Origin of the sequence: Haloarcula sp. JP-Z28 (assembly GCF_011440255.1) — an archaeon.
Taxonomy (GTDB): Archaea; Halobacteriota; Halobacteria; order Halobacteriales; family Haloarculaceae; genus Haloarcula; species Haloarcula marismortui.
Genome location: NZ_JAAOHT010000001.1, coordinates 105023 through 122839, shown reverse-complemented (window position 1 = coordinate 122839; position 17817 = coordinate 105023). Strand labels below are relative to the sequence as shown.

At 63.8% G+C, this 17817-nt stretch carries 16 protein-coding genes; 3 read left to right on the top strand and 13 right to left on the bottom strand.

The features are described from left to right. Window positions 1-9: 9 nt before the first annotated feature. From G9463_RS00580 to G9463_RS00560, 5 genes are all read right to left on the bottom strand, one after another. A complete protein-coding gene (locus G9463_RS00580; RefSeq protein WP_165895685.1) occupies window positions 10-1038 on the bottom strand; it encodes a site-specific DNA-methyltransferase in 1029 nt (342 codons plus the stop codon). A gap of 499 nt (window positions 1039-1537) precedes the next feature. Beyond that, a complete protein-coding gene (locus G9463_RS00575; protein ID WP_004591241.1) occupies window positions 1538-2503 on the bottom strand; it encodes a transcription initiation factor IIB family protein in 966 nt (321 codons plus the stop codon). 268 nt (window positions 2504-2771) lie between these two features. Further along, window positions 2772-3692, bottom strand: a complete 921-nt coding sequence (locus tag G9463_RS00570; protein ID WP_240149904.1) for a DUF726 domain-containing protein — start codon at window positions 3690-3692, stop codon at window positions 2772-2774. 215 nt (window positions 3693-3907) lie between these two features. After that, window positions 3908-5725, bottom strand: coding sequence for a flippase-like domain-containing protein (locus tag G9463_RS00565; protein ID WP_165895684.1), 1818 nt, complete (start codon window positions 5723-5725; stop codon window positions 3908-3910). 68 nt (window positions 5726-5793) lie between these two features. Then, the gene (locus tag G9463_RS00560; RefSeq protein ID WP_165895683.1) at window positions 5794-7512 is read right to left on the bottom strand and encodes a radical SAM protein; all 1719 of its coding nucleotides are present in this window, start codon (window positions 7510-7512) and stop codon (window positions 5794-5796) included. A gap of 148 nt (window positions 7513-7660) precedes the next feature. On the opposite strand from G9463_RS00560, the gene G9463_RS00555 reads away from it, so the two are divergent. Continuing rightward, the gene (locus G9463_RS00555) at window positions 7661-7999 is read left to right on the top strand and encodes a hypothetical protein (protein WP_165895682.1); all 339 of its coding nucleotides are present in this window, start codon (window positions 7661-7663) and stop codon (window positions 7997-7999) included. Between the two features lie 59 nt (window positions 8000-8058). Here G9463_RS00555 and nhaC read toward each other — a convergent pair whose 3' ends face one another. The 3 genes from nhaC to G9463_RS00540 form a co-directional block, all read right to left on the bottom strand. Beyond that, window positions 8059-9513 carry a Na+/H+ antiporter NhaC gene (gene nhaC, locus G9463_RS00550; protein WP_165895681.1) on the bottom strand — a complete coding sequence of 485 codons (1455 nt, stop codon included), beginning with the start codon at window positions 9511-9513 and terminating at the stop codon, window positions 8059-8061. Between the two features lie 279 nt (window positions 9514-9792). Next, complete coding sequence (locus G9463_RS00545; RefSeq protein WP_165895680.1) at window positions 9793-11715, bottom strand: ABC transporter ATP-binding protein; 1923 nt, start codon at window positions 11713-11715, stop codon at window positions 9793-9795. 69 nt (window positions 11716-11784) lie between these two features. Then, window positions 11785-12582: a DUF429 domain-containing protein gene (locus tag G9463_RS00540; RefSeq protein WP_165895679.1), complete on the bottom strand. Its 798-nt coding sequence runs from the start codon at window positions 12580-12582 to the stop codon at window positions 11785-11787. 104 nt (window positions 12583-12686) lie between these two features. On the opposite strand from G9463_RS00540, the gene G9463_RS00535 reads away from it, so the two are divergent. Both G9463_RS00535 and G9463_RS00530 read left to right on the top strand, forming a co-directional pair. Continuing rightward, window positions 12687-12845, top strand: a complete 159-nt coding sequence (locus G9463_RS00535) for a hypothetical protein (protein WP_004517194.1) — start codon at window positions 12687-12689, stop codon at window positions 12843-12845. Further along, window positions 12842-13366 carry an Hsp20/alpha crystallin family protein gene (locus tag G9463_RS00530; RefSeq protein ID WP_004957992.1) on the top strand — a complete coding sequence of 175 codons (525 nt, stop codon included), beginning with the start codon at window positions 12842-12844 and terminating at the stop codon, window positions 13364-13366. The genes G9463_RS00535 and G9463_RS00530 overlap by 4 nt, the downstream gene beginning before the upstream one ends. A gap of 30 nt (window positions 13367-13396) precedes the next feature. Here the strand turns inward: G9463_RS00530 and G9463_RS00525 are convergent, their stop codons facing one another. From G9463_RS00525 to G9463_RS00505, 5 genes are all read right to left on the bottom strand, one after another. Continuing rightward, complete coding sequence (locus tag G9463_RS00525) at window positions 13397-14500, bottom strand: FAD-binding oxidoreductase (protein ID WP_165895678.1); 1104 nt, start codon at window positions 14498-14500, stop codon at window positions 13397-13399. Beyond that, the gene (locus tag G9463_RS00520; protein WP_049944613.1) at window positions 14501-15286 is read right to left on the bottom strand and encodes a luciferase; all 786 of its coding nucleotides are present in this window, start codon (window positions 15284-15286) and stop codon (window positions 14501-14503) included. Window positions 15287-15356: 70 nt separating this feature from the next. Continuing rightward, entirely contained in the window at window positions 15357-15977 is a 621-nt protein-coding gene (locus tag G9463_RS00515) for a CoA pyrophosphatase (protein ID WP_127014320.1), read from the bottom strand. Between the two features lie 91 nt (window positions 15978-16068). Then, on the bottom strand, window positions 16069-16539 hold the full coding sequence (locus tag G9463_RS00510) for a hypothetical protein (protein ID WP_011223891.1): 471 nt from the start codon (window positions 16537-16539) through the stop codon (window positions 16069-16071). Window positions 16540-16571: 32 nt separating this feature from the next. After that, on the bottom strand, window positions 16572-17708 hold the full coding sequence (locus G9463_RS00505) for an MFS transporter (protein WP_165895768.1): 1137 nt from the start codon (window positions 17706-17708) through the stop codon (window positions 16572-16574). Between the last annotated feature and the right edge of the window lie 109 nt (window positions 17709-17817).

Below are 17817 nucleotides of genomic sequence, written 5' to 3'. Positions count from 1 at the left end.
AAGCCGCGCTTACTCGACCGGCTCGTGGACGGCCCGGAAGCCGTCATCGGTCGCCGTAACGGCGTCGACTGCGTAGAACTGAATCCGTTGTTCCTGTTTCGTGTTGACGGCGAAGTCGTACTGCTCGGCCTCGTATCCCGGTTCTTTCCCGTCGGCGCGCCGTTGTGCCACCCATGAGCGATGCTCAGCGAGACGCTCCTGAGCGATGGTTCGAGAACGCTCCGGGGCGGTGGCGACCCGTTCTTCGAGCGCCGACAACAGGTCCGGGTCGCGGTCCACACCTATCGAGTTCCGCCCGGCGACCATCGCCGCCAGCGTCGTCGTCCCGGTCCCGAGAAACGGGTCCAGCACCGTATCGCCGTACACCGAGAACATTGAGATAAGTCGGTACGGCACGGTCAGCGGGAAGGCTCCAGAGCGGTCCCGAAGCCCGTCGTCGAGGTCCTGCGTCTCGCCGGGGAGTTCCCAGAGGTCGGAGAACCACTCGTTGCGCTCCTCCCAGAAGTAGGCGCTCTCGTAGCGGCGGTCTGCGCCGGGTTCGAGGCGGCGGCGCTCCCCATTGCGGAACACGAGGATGTGTTCGTGCTCAAGCGTCGGATAGGCGTTCGGCGGGACCATCCCCGAGCCCATGAACTTCGCGCCGCTGTTGGTTGGCTTCCGCCACAGGATATCGGGCAACGCGCGAAGTCCGTGGTCGGTCAGCCGGTCGGTTATCTCCGCGTGGTTCGGGTAGGAACGGAACCCGTCCGAAAGCGACCGTGTCGCGTCCCCGACGTTGATGCAGGCGATGCCGCCGGGAACCAGCACACGCTCTATCTCGGCCCACACCGCATCAAGCACGTCGTGCATCAGCGTGAACGCGCGGTCGCCGTCGTCACTGTCCAGCGCCGTCCCGATGTCGGGGTCCAGTGCAGTGAAGATGTCGTCCCACATCTCGATCATCGGGTACGGTGGGGATGTGACCACCAGCTCGACGCTGTCGTCGGGGCACGCAAGCGTGCGGGCGTCACCGGTTCGAACCCGGTGTGTCGTCTCCATACCGGTCCCAGCAGATGAGACGACTCTAGTCTTGCGGTTATCGGTCGGTATCTGTGGCTATCGTCTGGTGTTGAACTACCGACCATAGACAGCCAGAAAGCCCCCGACACGCTCCGGTCCCGCGGCTCGTTGCGCTCCTCAGTTGCTGCACTCCCTGCGGTGCTTACGTCGTCGGGGTTCCCGGGGCGTGGGTGGTCGGCTCTGTCGACCACCGCATAACGTGGCGGCGATGCCGCCACGCTGTCGACCCCTTTCAGTCCACCCGTTTTCGGATGCCCAATCAGTTATGAGGTGGGACTGAAAGGGGCGGGCGGCTGAACGACAGCGGACGAAGCAAGGACCGCAGTGAGCAAAGCGAACGAGGACCACAGCGAGTCCCCCGAGTTCAGCCGGCCGGGGCTTTCTGGCTGTTCAGACTGTCCGCTGCAGGAGCGGACACTACGCTTGGAAACAGCAGTCAAAACCCGGTTCTCAGAGCAATACCAGACGAGAGTGGAGCTTACGCGACAGGCAGGTCCTGCTCGGCTTCCAGCAGTTCGTGATACCGGTTGCGGATAGTGACCTCGGAGATGTCGGCGACCTCAGACACGGCGGCCTGCGTCGTCTTCTCGTTGGTCAGCAGGGCGGCGGCGTACACTGCGGCGGCAGCGAGGCCGACCGGTGACTTGCCGGAGTGGACGCCCTGCTCTTTTGCGTTCTGGAGAAGTTGGCGGGCGCGGTGCTCGGCCTCGTCGGACAGTTCCAGCGAGGAAGCAAAGCGCGGAACGTAGCTCTCGGGGTCAGCAGGGCGCACTTCGAGCGAGAGTTCGCGGACGACGTAGCGGTACGTGCGGGCGATTTCGCTCTTTTCGACCCGGGAGACCTCCGTGATCTCGTCGAGCGAGCGTGGGACGCCAGCCTGTCGCGCGGCGGCGTAGACGGACGCCGTCGAAACGCCCTCGATGGAGCGGCCGGGGAGCAGGTCCTCGTCGAGCGCGCGGCGGTAGATGACGCTGGCCGTTTCGCGGACGTTTTCGGGGAGGCCGAGCGCAGAAGCCATCCGGTCAATCTCACCGAGGGCCTGCTTGAGGTTACGTTCCTTGGAGTCTCGCGTTCTAAAGCGCTCGTTCCACTTGCGCAGGCGCTGCATCTTCTGGCGCTGCTTGCCCGACAGGGAGTTGCCGTAGGCGTCCTTGTCGCGCCAGTCGATGTTGGTCGACAGCCCCTTGTCGTGCATCATGTTCGTCGTCGGCGCACCGACGCGGGACTTCTCGTCTTTCTCGCTGGAGTCGAACGCGCGCCACTCGGGGCCGCGGTCGATTTCGTCGGACTCGACGACCAGGCCACAGTCCTCACAGACCGTTTCGCCGTGTTCGTCGTCGATAACGAGCGAGCCACTACACTCCGGGCACGCTGTGCTCTCCGATTCCGTCGACTCTGTCGTCTGTTCCTCACGTTGCTGTCGCGTCCGTGTGTGTTCACTCATTGGTTGCGAAGGCGGGTGCTCACCGGGTGAGAGACATCACAGAACCCGGAGGCAGTCGGTAACACTGTATTCGAACGAAAGTTATTAAAATATTCCGGTATTGTAATGGAGACCGCCGATACACGTCACGAAACCCATGTTTGTTCATCAGTCTCATGACCATTCATATAACGACAGTGGCGACTCTTCCCGTCGCCTACCGGAAATCAGGTTATAATAGTGCGTAACAGCCGCTCTCACCACCCCACCTCCGTGGCTCAGAAACAGGTTACTGGAACGTCTCAACCACGGCAGGCATACAGCCCTCCTCTGGTTCGTAGTAGGAGTTGTGGTCCTCGACCGTTGCTGTTACCTCGTGGTCAGTGTAGTTCCCGGGTGCGTCAGATGGATTCTTGATGCCCTCTTCGCCGACCGCTTCGGCCCACTCGGCGGCACTGAAAGCGAGACTCAGAACGAGGTCGTCGTCCTTGTGGAAATTGTCGAAGGACGCCGCGGCGTACTCGATTGCGTCGCCGTAGGCTTCGTCTGTTTCGACGGCTGTTTCGCCGATTGCCCCACCAAGCAGCGTCGCGGATGTAACCGCATCATCGCGCTCACGTCCCTTTAGTGACGCCAGGGCTTCGACGACGACCCGCGCGCCCAGCGAGTGGCCAATGAGTCGGACTGGCAGGCCACCGCCGTCAACGTGGTCAATCACCCACTGTGCGAGTTTGGGGCCGTTCTGGGTGGCGATGTCGACTCCCGTCTCCCAGCCGATTCCCTCACCCTGGTCTGCATCCCAGGTAAATCCGACGGTGAACCCCTCGTACTCGTTCTCGTCAAGCCCGACCTCGCAGGTGTAGGCAGCATCCGTGGCGTCAGCCTCGTCGAGACTCCAGCCGTGGACGAAGACGACAATCGCCTGGTCGTCGTCACCGCGACTGGACTCCCAGTCACCGACCGTCTCGTACTCCGTCTCGGAATACTCATCCTTCAGTTCACCGTCGTCGGTGAACTGGTCTCGCGTCGATATTTCGGGAAACGACGGCGGGGCCGTGTAGTCGCCGTCATCACCACCTAGGTCGCCAGCCCGGGCGGAATCGCCCATCCCGATGCCAGCCGCTGCGGTTACAATGCCGGTCGAGACTTTCAGAAAACTCCGTCGCGTTCGTCGGTCCGATTCGTCGCAAGATGTGCTACGTTGTAACATAGCGAGCAGCGATAGAACTGTATCTTACAAAATGTTAATTATTATTGTTTACACTGTTGTTCGTACTGTCCCTTAAATATAATATTGTAAAATCCAGCGGTGATTTGTAAGGCCTGACACCCTTCGGCCAGACAGGAGACAAAGCGGCCAACACGCCAGACTGCTACAGAGTGCGCGACCCCCGCGCCTGAGATTCACAGAGCGTTAGTCGAAACTCAGTCGTTCGTCTCCGGCTCGATAGCGTCCGTCGACTGGGATTCCTCGACGGCCGTCGTCAGCGAGACGTTGAGCCAGCCCATCGACGCGACGCCACCGATGATAGTAACGACGTTCTTGACTGCGTGGTCGACGATAGCGACGCCGATAGCCGCAGCGACGCCAACCGGCGTTAGCGATGCGACGATGACGGTGAACGCACCCTCGTAGAGACCGACTCCGCCGGGCGTCAGTGGCAGAACTTTCGCGAGGTTTCCGACGCTGACCGCGAAGAAGCCAACAGCCACTAGCGACGGCGTCAGGCCGTAGCCGAACGCTTCGAAGACTATTAGAGCTGTTATGACGTCGAACGTCCAGATGAGAAGGCTTCCCAGACCGACACGGGTGAAGGCCGACCCATCGGCGGCCACCGTCTGTACGTCGCCGACGAACCCCTCGATGATGCCAGCGACGTAGTCAGCATAGGAGTCGCTGCTTAGCCGGCCGATGCCCGCTCGGACGAGGTTCCGGTCGCTCCGCGCACTGGCGACGATGGCCACCACTGCACCAATTGCTGCGAGGCCGACACCGCCTGCCACGGCCACGGCAGTCCGCCCGCTACTGGCCGCGTCGCCGCCGACGGCATCGCCCGTCAGCGCCGTCAGCAACTGTTCGGCCGACCCAGTCACGGCCAGCCCCATCATGACGACGCCAGCAAGGAGCGTTATCGTCAGCAGATCGAACACGCGCTCGACGGCCAGCGACGCGAATCCGGAGGGGTATGGAATCGAGCGACGGGCCTTGATAACGTACGCCCGGACCGCGTCACCAGCTCGCGCTGGGAACACGAGGTTCCCGGTCTGGCTGATGAATATCGCGCCCGTCAGGAAGCCCCACCGCTCACGATACCCCATCGAAACGAGGATGTCCCGGTAGCGGATGCCACGGAGCGGCCATGAAACAGCATAAAACACGGCACTCAGCGCGACGATTTCCGGTGCCGCCCCGGCCATCTCCGCGAGGACGCGGTCGGGGTCAAGATACTGTGTCATCAACAGAAGGGCAATAACGACGAGCATCGTGCCCGCGCCGAGCGACACCTCACGGGTAATCCGGGGGCTGACCGACAGTTCCCAGAACGTCCGGAGTATCTGGCTCCCCATGCCAAACACGTCCCGGACGATGTCGACCTTCGAATCGCCCTTGGGCGTCCAGTCGACAGGGAATTCCTGCACCCGGTAGCCGTTGCGCTGAGCCTTGACGAGCAGTTCCGTGTCCCAGAACCAGTGCTCGTCCTGAACGATGGGTAACAGCGTTTCCAGTGCCTGCCGGTCGAACGCCTTGAACCCGCACTGATGGTCCTTAAGATCCGAGCAGAGGACTGCTCTGACGAGCGTGTTATAGCCGAAGCTCGGAATGCCACGCTTTGCGGGCCGGTCGGCTCGGTTTTCAGGCATCCACCGTGACCCCGTCGCCACGTCGTAGCCGTCGATTCGGACGGCGTTGACGAGCTCTTCGAGATGCGACATATCCGTCGCCAGGTCCGTATCAAAATACACCAGTGTGTCGCCGTCGGCCTGGTCGAAGGCGTACTCTAACGCGCCGCCGCGTCCGAGGCGGTCGTCGCTGTGGACGTGTCGGATCCGGCTGTCCTCGTTCGCGAGTCGCGTCGCGATTTCGGGCGTGCGGTCCGAGCAGCCGTCCTCCGCGACGATGACCTCATACGTGTCGTCGGGGAGAAACGAGGCGAGCGTCTCGAGCGTTGTCGACACTGTCTGCTCGATGGTGTCTGCTTCGTTGTAAGCGGGGAGAACGACGCTCACCTCGACCGCAGTCATACGCTCTTGGTCATCCCCGGAGTGAAAAGTACTTTCCGTTCGGTATGCTTTCGGGACCAAACCGGCTGTTAGTCAGCGCCTTCCTGCGACTGGGTGGTTGCGAACCGCTCGATTGACGCGACGTCGATATCTCCGACCGATTCGTAGGGTCTGTTTACCACCACATCGCCGGCGGTGCTCCGGCCGATACCGGGAATCTCGGTGAGTTCGTTCATCGACGCGCTGTTGAGGTCCAGCGGGTAGGGGACGCCGGTGACCGACCGGTAGCCGTGGTCGGTGACCGCGATGTCGACGACACTGCCGAGTTCGCGTTCGCCCGGAATGCCCACAAGGAGCGGGTAGGTCCCCAGCTGCCGGCCGAACGTCTTGCCGTCCTGATGGTACTCTAGATGGACATCGGGCAGCACCGTTCCCGGCGGCGCGACCCGCTGGAGCATCGGGTTATCGATGGTTTCACGCACCTCCTGTTTGTACTGCTTGAACAGTTGTTTGTGGTCCTTAGCGATTTCTGCGCCGGTGTCGGCCATGTCGGTCCCCTCGAAGGCCATCACCTGCCGGATGTTCACCCGCCGGAGCATGAGCCCCTCGTCGTACACCCGCTGGAGGAACCGCTTGTTGTGCTCGAAGGTCTCCCGTGTCTCGCCTTTCAGCCCGTGGACGAGATTGATACCGGGCAGGAGTTTGGGGAGCCGCCGAGCGGCGTCGTCGCCAAAGTTGGGGGCAGTGTCTTTATCTCCTCCGGGTCGCCAGCCAGCCACCTCGTTGACGATTTTCACCGCCTCGAAACACTGGTCGGCGGTGACGTTGAGGTTGTTGTCGCTCATCACGTCCGGGTCGGCTGACTCCAGGCCGAAGGCGGCGGTATCGCCGGGCGTGTTGTGTTCGGCGATGATGCGAATCCCCTCGCGGGCCTTCTCGGGCCACTTCACAACCGTGATGGGATTCATATTGTCGAGATGCAGCGTCTCAAGGTCCGGCGCAACGTCGCGGATACCGCCGTAGAGCCGCCGCAGGGCGTCGGGATTCGGTGCTTCACCGTCACCGCCGTACGCGAGGATATCGGCCTGCCGGCCCAGCCGGAAGTGCTTCACGCCGCGGTCCGAGAGGGCATCGACTTCATCGACAACACTCTCGGGCGGCCGGAAGTCCGGGTTGCCGTACATCGGCTCCGTACAGAAGGAACACCGGTACGGACAGCCCCGGGAAGTCTCCATCTCGCAGATGAGGTAGTCAGGGTGGTTCGGATGCTGTTCGACAACGAACGCGCCGGCGCGGGCCCACCGTGTCTCCTCTTCGATGTCACGGTACCGGTCGTTGAACCCTTCCAAGCCGGAGTCCACGAGGTCGAACACTGCGGCCTCGACGTCCGCCATCGCCAGGAAGTCGAAATCGAGGTCATCGCGGGCCGTCTCGCTCGCTCCCTCGTTTGCCTCGCCGACGCCGAATCGGACCGGACCGCCCATGATGGAGGTCCCGTTGGCCGTCCAAGCCAGCTCGCGCACTTCGTCGGGTTCCGCCGGCGTCCCACCGACGTACTTGCCGGGAACGGTCATACCGCCAACGTATACCATGAGGTCGGCGTCCTCAACGTCTCGCCAGACCGCGTTGTCCTCTCGGAGTTCGTCGATGGTGTGATACGTTATCTGCTCGCGGGGGACGCCGGCATCGACGAGCGCGCCGGCGGCGTACCGCGGATACGTCGAGATGTACGGCGGCACCCCGAAGTGCGCGGGCTCGTCGACGTAGCCGTCGACGATGGTCACGTCGAGCGTCTCGGGGTCAGTCATACCCGTCGCTTGACGTTCGATACCTAAAACCGTGTCTGGTCGGCCGTGGAAACAGGAACGGTCATGTGCGAGCTAAAGAGGGCGTAGTCAGCACCACGGCCATCCATGGTACAAAATCACTTTCTCCCAGCCCGTGCCATGGATGTGTATGGAACGGGTCGAATTTACGGTCCGTGGCGAAGGGGCCAGCATGCTGCCCAGCGCGTTCCGCGATATCGCCGAAGATTCCCGCGAGCTGTATGACGGCAACGGGTTCGTTGTGGCGGTTACGGAGAACCACTACCGCATGGAACTCACTGAGGTACAGGCGACGACCGTGCTGGAGCTAATAGATGAGACAACTTGCGAGGTGACGATCATCGCTGGCGGCGGTGGATACGGACTGACAGCCGATGCGGGTGGCCGTGAATCCGAGGAGGCTCGAAAGGTCTGGCGTCGACTCGAAACGTTCTGTGAGGACCGCAATCTCACTGTCGAACGGATGTAGGCCAGCAGCGCTTCCGGAGGGGATGATGCAGTGACAGAATCACCCGGGGGCAGACGAACTCAGTCGTCGGCGACAGCGGACGACGTAGCTGAATCAGCCTGCTCGGACCCGTTATACCGTCCGCCAAACAGTGTTGTCGCAAACAGGATCAGCGGCGAGAGGAACGCGAAGAAGTAGTACGGGGCATAGGCAAGCGTTCCGACCCCGAAGACCGCAGACATGTAGACGGCACCGGCGTGCCACGGGAAGAGCGCGCCGGTCGGGGTTCCGGCGGACTCGATAGCCTGTGAGAGGTCGTCGCTGGCCAGACCGTACTCGTCATAGAGGTTCCGTAGTGTGAGTCCGGGGACGACGATGCTCATGTACTGCTGGGCCGAGAAGGCGTTGACGAAGATGGCCGAGACGCCGGTCCCGACGACTAAGCTGCGCGGGCCGCGGACAGCAGTTGCGAGATGGTGTGCGAGCACGGCGAGGACGCCGGTCCGCTCAAGGAGCCCACCGAGACTGAGAGCCGCGACGACGACGGCAATCGTCCAGGCCGACCCTGAGATACCACCGCTTGCCAGTAGGTCGTTCACGAGGGCTGTCCCCGTCTCAGGGGCCGTCCCATCGAGAAAGACAGTCCAGGCGGCAGTGAACGACCGGCCCTGCACGAAGATGGTCGTGAAGGCCCCGGCGAAGACTCCGGCGACGAGCGTCGGGAGCGCCGGGATGCCGTACAGTGCCAGCCCGAAGGTGACAATGAGTGGAAGGAGCACCAGCACTGAGAGGTCGTAGCTCCCAGCGAGTGCGCCCTGTATCTCGGCGACACGCCCGGTCGGGATTTCACCGACGGCACGCAGTCCCAGAACAGCGTAGAGCAGGACCGAGAGGCCAAACGCCAGCACAGTCCCGTTGCGCATCGCCCGGATGTGGTCGTAGAGGTCGGTGTTCGTCACGGCGGCCGCGAGGTTTGTCGTGTCTGAGAGGGGAGACTGCTTGTCGCCCGCGTAGGCACCCGAGAGGATAGCACCAGCGGTCATCGGTGTTGGCACGCCGAGACCGGAGCCGATGCCGATGAAGGCCACGCCAAGAGTGCCGGCTGTCGTCCACGACGACCCAATAGAAAAGGCGACGACCATCGCAAGCAGCGCCGTCGCCGGCAGGAACACGTCCGGCGTCAGTATCGAGAGGCCATAGTACATCAGCCCGGGGATAGTCCCCGCGCTCACCCACGTCGCGATGAGTCCGTAGATGATGAACAGGATGAGAATGGCCTGCAGCCCCATCAGCAGACTGTCCGCGAGGCCCTCGTAGAGGTCGTCCCACGAGTACCCTAACCAGTATTTGCCGACTGCGCCAGTCAGCACAATGCTCCAGAGCAGCGGCCCGTGTGGGGCCAGCTTCAGATATCCCGATCCGATGCCGAGGAACAGAACGACACCGAGTACGGGGACCAGCGCCTGCAGTACCCCCGGACGGCGCTCCGACGGGATGTCCTCGTACGTCAGCGGTTCGAGAGTGAGTGATGTCACGTCTACGCCGACCTAATAACTTGTGTGTATTAAAACGAGCGATAATATCTCTGTAGCGCATATGAGACACTGTCACTTTCAAGCCTATCGTTACCAAGCATCGATACAGCAGACCGGAAGCGGGGTTAACGTGCACCTGACTGGCGGCCATGCTGGCTGCTATCGAGGGACTTGAATGAGCAAATCAAGTATTTCTCGGCAGCAACTATTTCGAGACAGCGCAGTTGGTCGTGCCACTGGTACTACCTCCCTGCCGGAGACGTTTGGACAGCAGCAGTCTCAGTCGTCGGCGCTGACCGTTCGGTCGTCGGCTTGGGCGTGCCAGAGGTCGGCGTAATCGCCGTCCGCCGCGAGCAGGTCGGTGTGGCTACCGCGTTCGACGATTTTGCCGTCGTCCATCACGACGATGCGGTCCGCGTCCTGAATCGTTGAGAGGCGATGGGCGATGACGAAGGCGGTGCGATCCGCGACCAGTTGCTCGATACTCTCCTGAATGCGGTCTTCTGTCTCCGTGTCTACGTCGCTGGTCGCCTCATCGAAGATGATGATTTCGGGGTCGTTCAGCAGGGCCCGGGCGATGGCAACACGCTGGCGCTGGCCGCCGGAGAGTTTGATGCCGCGCTCGCCGATCTGCGTGTCGTACCCATCCGGCAGGTCCTCGATGAACTCGTGGGCCTGTGCGGCTTCCGCCGCGTCGCGGACGCGGTCGCGTGCGGTCTCCCAGCTACTCCCCCGCGCCTCGTCGTCCGACTGCTCAGCGTCAAGGACTTCGCGGTCGCCGTAGGCGATGTTCTCGGCGACGGTCCCCGAGAACAGGTACGGCTGCTGCTCGACGATTGCGATTTCGCTCCTGAGACTCTGGAGGCCGTATTCGCGCACGTCGACGCCATCCACTCGGACTGCACCGCTATCCACGTCGTGGAACCGCGGCACCAGTTTCAGCAGGGTTGATTTGCCGGCCCCGGTCGCCCCGGCGAGGCCGACGGTTGCGCCGTCTGGCACGTCCAGCGACACGTCGCGGACGACCGGCGGCTCGTCGCCGTAGCCGAAGGTCACGTCGTCGAACTCGACTAACCCGTCGATGCTATCGGGTTCGTAGGTGTCCTCGGGGTCGGTGACTTCGGGTTCTTGGCCCAGCAGGCCGAACACGCGCTCGGCGCTGGATTTGGCGAGCTGGTACTTGTTGGCCGACTTGCCGACCCGCCGCATCGGGGAGTAGAGCCGGCGGATGTAGAGGAAGAAAGCGGTAAACGCCCCTGCCGACAGCGCCGTTTCGCCCTGTGGATTCGTGATGAAGTCCATCCCGGCGACGTACAGAATCAGCACGAACACGATGCCGGTCAATAGCCGCAGGCCGGCGAAGAAGGCCCGGCGGATGCGGAGCGCGGCGACCTTCTCATCGTGGTACTCCTGGCTCTGGTCGGTCACTCGCTTGCGCTCGAAGTCGTACCGGTCGAATGCCTTGATGACCGGCGCGCCGCTGAGGTTGTTCTCCAGCCGCGTGTTGAGCCGCGACACCGTCTGGCGAATCGAGCGATACCGCGGCTCAATCCACGTAAGGAAGAAGCCGCTGGCGACGCCGATGATCGGGACCGGTGCGAGCGCGATGAGCGCTAGCTTCGGCGAGTAAGTGTAGAGGATGACGGCGATACCGCCGACGGTCGCCACCACCCGTATCATCTGGCGGAACTCCGTGTTCAGAAACGACTCCAGCCGGTTGATGTCGCTGTTGAGTATCGACATCATCCCGCCGGTCTGGTGGTTCGCAAAGAAAGACAGCGAGAGATGCTGGAGGTGGCCGTACGTCTCGTTTCGGAGGTCCCGCTGTATTTTCTGGGCGCTCGATTGCAAGAGGTATCTCGATGCGAAACGCGCTGCCGACCGGATGAGATACGCGATGGCCGCGATGACAACGAGTCGCTGGAGGAACGCGATACGGGCGGCTTCGCCCGTGATTTGGCCGGGCGGCAACAGACCGGCGTCGGTCAGCAACCCTGGTTCGCCGCTGTTGAGGACGACGCGGTCAATGGCCGCGGCGACGATTATCGGCGGCACGAGGCGGGCGAACCGGGTACAGAACGCCGCCAGAATGCCGACGAATAGCCGGAGCCAGTAGGGCGTAGCGTAGCCGACGAGGTTGACCATCGGGTGGCCGTCGACGTTCTCACGGACGCCTTCGAAGCCGCCCTGGTCGTCAGGCATAGACGGTAGTTGGGCCGGAAGCTGATATATGCCGGGCTTCGACCCAGAGACACTGCCGCCACTGCGTCGTCAAACGTAGATACAGCCTTCGCTCTGTGGGCCTGCCGCGGGCGGTCTTGCACCGTCGGCCAGTCGGCCCGCAGAGACGACAGCAGCCAACGAGTCCAGCGCGTCGTGGTTTCCGAGGTAGGTGTCGCGGTGGTCGCCGACGGTGACGCTACAGGCCTCAACCGCCGCGATGTTTGCTTCCCGACGCTGTCGGGGGTCGTCGACGTTCTTGTACCCCTCGCGGTAGCAGCCCAGCCAGCCGAACGTCGCAGCGGGGTACACCTCGGCGACGAGCGTCTCGGCGTCCCAGCCCTCCATCGGTACGACGGCTGTTTCCTCGTCGTCTCGCAGTTTTCCGAGCACGTCCCGGACGCCGTAGAAGGTCATACTGCGCGTCCGATTCGTGTAGGGACACAGCGCGCCGCGTCGGAAATCCGTCTCCCGGCGCAGGTCACGGCTGCCGGTTGCCATCTCGGCGGTGTGCCGACAGGCCTCCGAAAGCGACCCCGGGTCAGTCGGGCCGCTACCGCTCGCAAGCCAGTCGACGAAGCCGTCCCAGGTTCCGCCGCATTGTGCGTCAAGTAGCGCCTGTGGCAGACTGAACGGGAAATCCAGCCCGACCGTGCCGACATCATCGTCGGTAATGCGGTCGAGGAGGCCGGCGTGGGCCGCCTCGCGGTCCCGGCCCCATTCGTCCGTCCCGCGGTAGCACCGTTGAATCGTCAGTCCGTCTTCCGTCGGGATCGCCTCGGTAACCCAGAGCGCGTCACCAGCGCTTGCTGCGCCGCTGAAATCCGCCCCGAGGACGCGTTCACTCATACACCCGAGTACGCCGGTGACGGCATCAATGTTGGGACTGGCAGGACGGGGTAACCCCGGCCCCGTCCGTAAGGGGTTTGTCCCCGACGGACCAACGAAATAGTATGCCAGCCACTATGGAGGTCGTCTGCACGGACGACAGCTGCGAACTCGACATGTTCGAGATGCACTACACGTACGATATGCCGGACGATGTCGAACTCGCGGCGTTCTCCTGCCCGTACTGTGGCGGAACGGACTGCCTCGACGAAGTGGAACTATGATGCGAGACATCGGCTCCTCTATCAGCGACGCGATATTCGAGAACATCGGGCGGGCCGCCGGCCGGGTCCAGGAGAACAAGCCGCTGGCCTCGGACCTGCTGGAGTCAGACGATGCCTACCTCGTCGTCTTCGACGCGCCCGGCACGACGGCGTCGGACATCCAGGTCCGGTACGTCGACGACCGCGTGGAGGTCCGTATCGACCGCTTCCGCGATTTCTATGATGGATTCGAAATGCGCTACCCGGGCCGCGGGCTCGCACTCGACGGGAGCGTCACGCTGCCGAGCGATGCCGCTGTCGACCCGGAGACAGCGCAGGCGACGCTCAAGAGTAACGGCACGCTCCACGTCCGCGTCCCGAAAGCCGACACGGACCACGACGAGGACGAAGCAACGGATGTCGGCGTTGCAACCGATGATAGCGGGACTGCTGAGGTGACTGACGCGGATGCAGACAGCGAAACGGCTGATGTTGAAGACGTGACCGACGCAGCTGACGAGGGCGAAGACGACGACGCCTGATCCTTCTGTATACTCCTTCTCACAGCGTATTCAATCGTTCCAGTCACGCGTCGGGTCGTCCAGCGCGGCGAATTCTTCGGAGCCGTCGAACCGTGTCGGGTCGACGCGACCAGGCAAGTGTTCTGAAAGTGGGTTCGGGCGATTGAGAACGTCTGCGGCGAGATAGTTGCCCATCGCCGGCGCGCGCATGAGTCCGTGGCCCTGCCAGCCAGTGGCTACCCAGAGTCCGTCGGCGACCTGCCCGGCCAGCGGCGCGCCGTCGGGTGTCGCCGTACACAGGCCGGCCCAGGCTCGGTCACAGGCTGGCGTGAGCGCCGCCGTCTGCTCGACCCGGTCGAGGCTCCGAGTGACGAACTCGGCGTCCGCGTCCGGGTTCCAGTCCGTCGGGTCGACCTCGTGTGCGCCGTTACCGACCAGCAGTGCGTCGGCTTTCGGCCGCCAGTAGAACTCTCGTGTCGCGTCGTAGAACGAGGGCAGGGCGGCGTCGAACGGGTCCGTCACGATGGCCTGCGCCCGGTAGGCTTTCAGCGCGAGCGAGACGCCGACATCGGCGACGAGTGGCTTCGTTTGCGGGCCAGCCGCGACAATCACTGCATCGAACGCCCGGGCCTCGTTCGCTGTTTCGACGGTCGCCGGCGAATCGAGGGAGACCGGGGTACCAGTCTCGATGGTTGCACCCGCTTCGCGGGCTGTTTCGGCGAGCGTCGCCACCACCTCGTCTGGGTCGAGTACGCCGGCGTCGCGGGCGAGGCCAGCCACCTCGATGCCGCTGGTCTCGAGTGCGGGGTAGCGGTCGCCGAGTGCCGCCGGCGTGAGCGCCTCGACCCCGACGCCGTTTTCCTGCATCTGCGTGATCTGCTCGCGGACGGCCGTAGCGTCGCTTTCCGTGCGCGCGACCCAGACGTAGGGCTGGGCCTCGAACAGGCCCATGTCACGGTAGCGAGCGAGTGCGTCCGCGGCCACGGCGGCGTCCACGTCATCAGCGAACGCGTCGTAACAGAGGCCGGCCGCCCGGCCGCTCGCGCCGCTCCCGAGCGTATCACGTTCAAATACCGTGACCGATGCACCGCGGCGAACCAGTGCTAGCGCGGTCGACAGGCCAACGGCCCCACCGCCAACGACGGCGACGTTCATTTACGAGAGGAAGGGGTCGAGTCCACGCGCCGGGTAGCCGACAATCGTGTCGACACCGATGTCGTGGAGTCGCTTGGTTCGCTCGGCGACTGTCTCGACGGAGCCGACGAGCGCGTAATCGCGGATAGCCTGTTTGAGTACGTCTCTAGCCCGACCCGTCGCTCGGCTGTCCGTCGGCGCGCCGTCGGGCAGTGCGTTCCGAACCGGGCCGCGCCGGGCCGTGTAGTCGCCGACGGCGTCCAGCATCGCGTCCTCGCTGTTCGAGAGCACCAGCGGGGCGTACACGGCAATCGAACCGTCGAAGCCCGCCGTCCGGAGCGTCCGAACATCGCGGGCGGTCGTCCGCGAGAGAAGTTCGTACTGTGTGCCTCCGACTGCCAGCGCGAGTCGCTCGATGCCCTCGGTACCGACCCACGGATTGCTGGTATCGTCGACGGCCGCCCGTAACCGCGGTGCGACGGCCCGTGCGGCCTCATCATCTGAGAGATACGCGCTGTGGCCGGCAACCAGCACGTATCCCGCATCTGCCGGCAGCGTGTCGAACCCGCTGTCATCGCCCAGCGGGTCGAAGCCGTTGGCCCGGACCGGCGTGGTGACGCGTACGTTGGCAGTCGATGCAAGTCGCTCGATAACGTCCGTCTCTGGGACGTGGGCCGCTCCCTCGTAGTCGATTGCGAGCGTCTCAACATCGAGGGCTGTCGCCTGCGACACGTCCACTTCTGTCGGCTTGAGCGCCACCGCGTCGATGCCGGCGGCCGCCAGTGTCGCACCGGTAAGCGTGGTCATCCAGTACGCCACCAATGCCTCGGGGTTGGAAAATTCTGTCGCTCTCGGCCCCGCTCCAGCCGGCTCTGTGTTACTCAGCTTCGTCGCGCACGCTCGGCGGCAAATCGTCGTCTGGCTCCATGTACCGGTCCGGTTCGGGCGGCACCCGCCAGTCGGTCGCGAGTTCGAGCAACTGGACGAGCATCCGTGCCGTCGCACCCCAGACAGTGTAGCCGTCGACGTAGAAGAAGTGGAGCCGAATCTCGCCGTAGTGGGGGTGGTCGCGGTGCTCTGACTCGTAGTTGTCCAGATCAGTCAGCTCCGACACCGGGAGGGTGACTATTTCCGCAACCTCCTCGTCCGAGGGTAGGTAGTCGCGGTCTGGAATCCGCCCGACGAAGGGGCGAACGGAGTACCGCGTGATAGTTCTGATGTCGTCCAGCCGACCGACGACGTTGACCGCCAGCGGGTCGAGCCCGATTTCCTCGTTCGCTTCCCGGAGCGCAGTCCGCAGCAGGTCCTCGTCTTCGGGTTCGCGGCCGCCCCCGGGGAACGACATCTGTCCGGGGTGGTCCGACAGGTGGTCAGCACGTTTCGTGAACAGTATCGCCTCGCCCTCGGGTCGCGTGACGACCGGAGCGATGACGGCCGCCTCCTGTGGCTCGTCGTCCACGACGACTGGCTCGTGGGCCGCGACCCGGTCAAACTGCATAGCTTGTGATAGGTGATGGACTGTCTTAATTCGGGTGGCTCACTCGTGTGAACTAACTGATTTAATTATGTGGGATTTTGGAGCGTCGGGCTCACACGTCGTCCAGACGGTCGCGGAGGCCGTCCATTTCAACATTCTCCCAGGCTTCGATGTCGTAGCTCACGTCAAGCAGTGTCTCGACGCGGTCCTCGTCGCCGTTCTTGACGGCCATCACCGCATCCTCTCGGAAGCGGGCCTTGACGGCCTCAATGACGGCGTCGCGTGCGAGGTCGCGGGCCGGCACGTCCATAATGTGGGGGAGATCAGCCGCCCCGTCGGGCAGGGCCGGGAACGCGACCGGACCGACGACCAGCAGCGTCTCGTCGGTATCGGCGGCGTGGTCGTCAACGGCGACGAGGTGGTACGAGTCGATAGCGCCGTCGATGGCCGCAGCAACCGCGTCCGGGTCGGCGTCGATGCCCTGCTTGAAGGCGAGTTCGCCGCAGGCATCGACGAGCTCCGCGCTGGTGAGCGAACCGAAGAGGTCGACGACGCCAGCCAGCTCGTCCGGTGGCAGGTCCATACAGGTGACGCGGCACCGAGTGGCTTCAGCCTTTAGGCTCGGGCGGCACTCGGCAGCCGGCCATTGAGGTGTAGCGACACCATCGCGACGAGGACGACGAGCAACGCGACGCCCATGCCGCGAAGCAGCGTCGGAAACGTGACGCCGGCGTCAAGTAGCCGTCCGACAAGCGCACTCCCGGGGGCCTGCATCACCATCATCCCCGCGCCGTATGTGGCGTAGGCGCTCGCGCGGTGACGGTCCGGGAGCGAGCCGAGCAGGTACGCGTCCACCGCCGGGAAGATGCTGTGGATGACGTAGCCGACGATAACGCTGAACGCGGCCAGCGACCAGAACCCGGTCAGCGACGGCAACACCAGCACGCAGCCGGTAAGTGCCGCAAGTATCGTCAGCAGGTACGGAATCGACGGGAGCCGGTCGGCCAGCCGACCACTGACGTAGAAGGCCGGCACGCCGGCACCGAACGCGAGCAACAGGAGCGTCCGACCCGACCCCGCGGACAGGCCGACGCTCGTGGCGTATGTGACATAGAAATTGAACAGCCCGTTCCAGACCAATCCCGCGACGCCGATGGTAGCGACGCTGGTGACAATGATGTGCCACTGGGCACGCGCCGCGCCGAGGAGGTCGCGGTCTTTGCTCCCGGCGTCTGGAAGCTGGGCGCGTCTCGCGATGATAGTGAACGCGACGGTTACCACTCCCGCGGCGACAGCTATCCCTTGCAGCGCGGTTCGCCATGTCCCGACGACGAGCACGAACGAGATCAGCGCCGGCGCGCCGACGGCGGCGAGCTGGGCGGCGACGCCGTGTTGCCCGAGCGCGCGACCGGGCCGCTCCGGGAACAGCTCACTGACCAGCGTGTTCGCTGCGGTCAGGTAGACGCCGCTTGCAAGCCCCATAGTGAACGCGCCGACGAGCAACAACGTCGGGTCGAACGCGAACGCGGTGAACGTCGTTCCAAGCGTCAACACGACCCCGGAGCCGAAGATGACCTTCGCCCGCGATATCCGGGTCAGCAGGACGCCGGTGGGGAGCCGTGGGAGGGCGCTCCCGGCCCAGGCCATCGTTGCGAGCAGTCCGAGTGTCGCATCGGATGCTCCCGTTGTCGCCCGAATCGGCTCGATAAGCGGTGCAAAGACGACTCTGCCGAGGTTGATGCAGAACACCATCCCAAGCAGCGAGCCAAAGATGCGGCGACGTGACACGACCGGCGATAGAGCGGAAAACCTGAACAACGTTCCGGAACGCCGCCACGGGGTTTTTACACGCGGGTAGCAC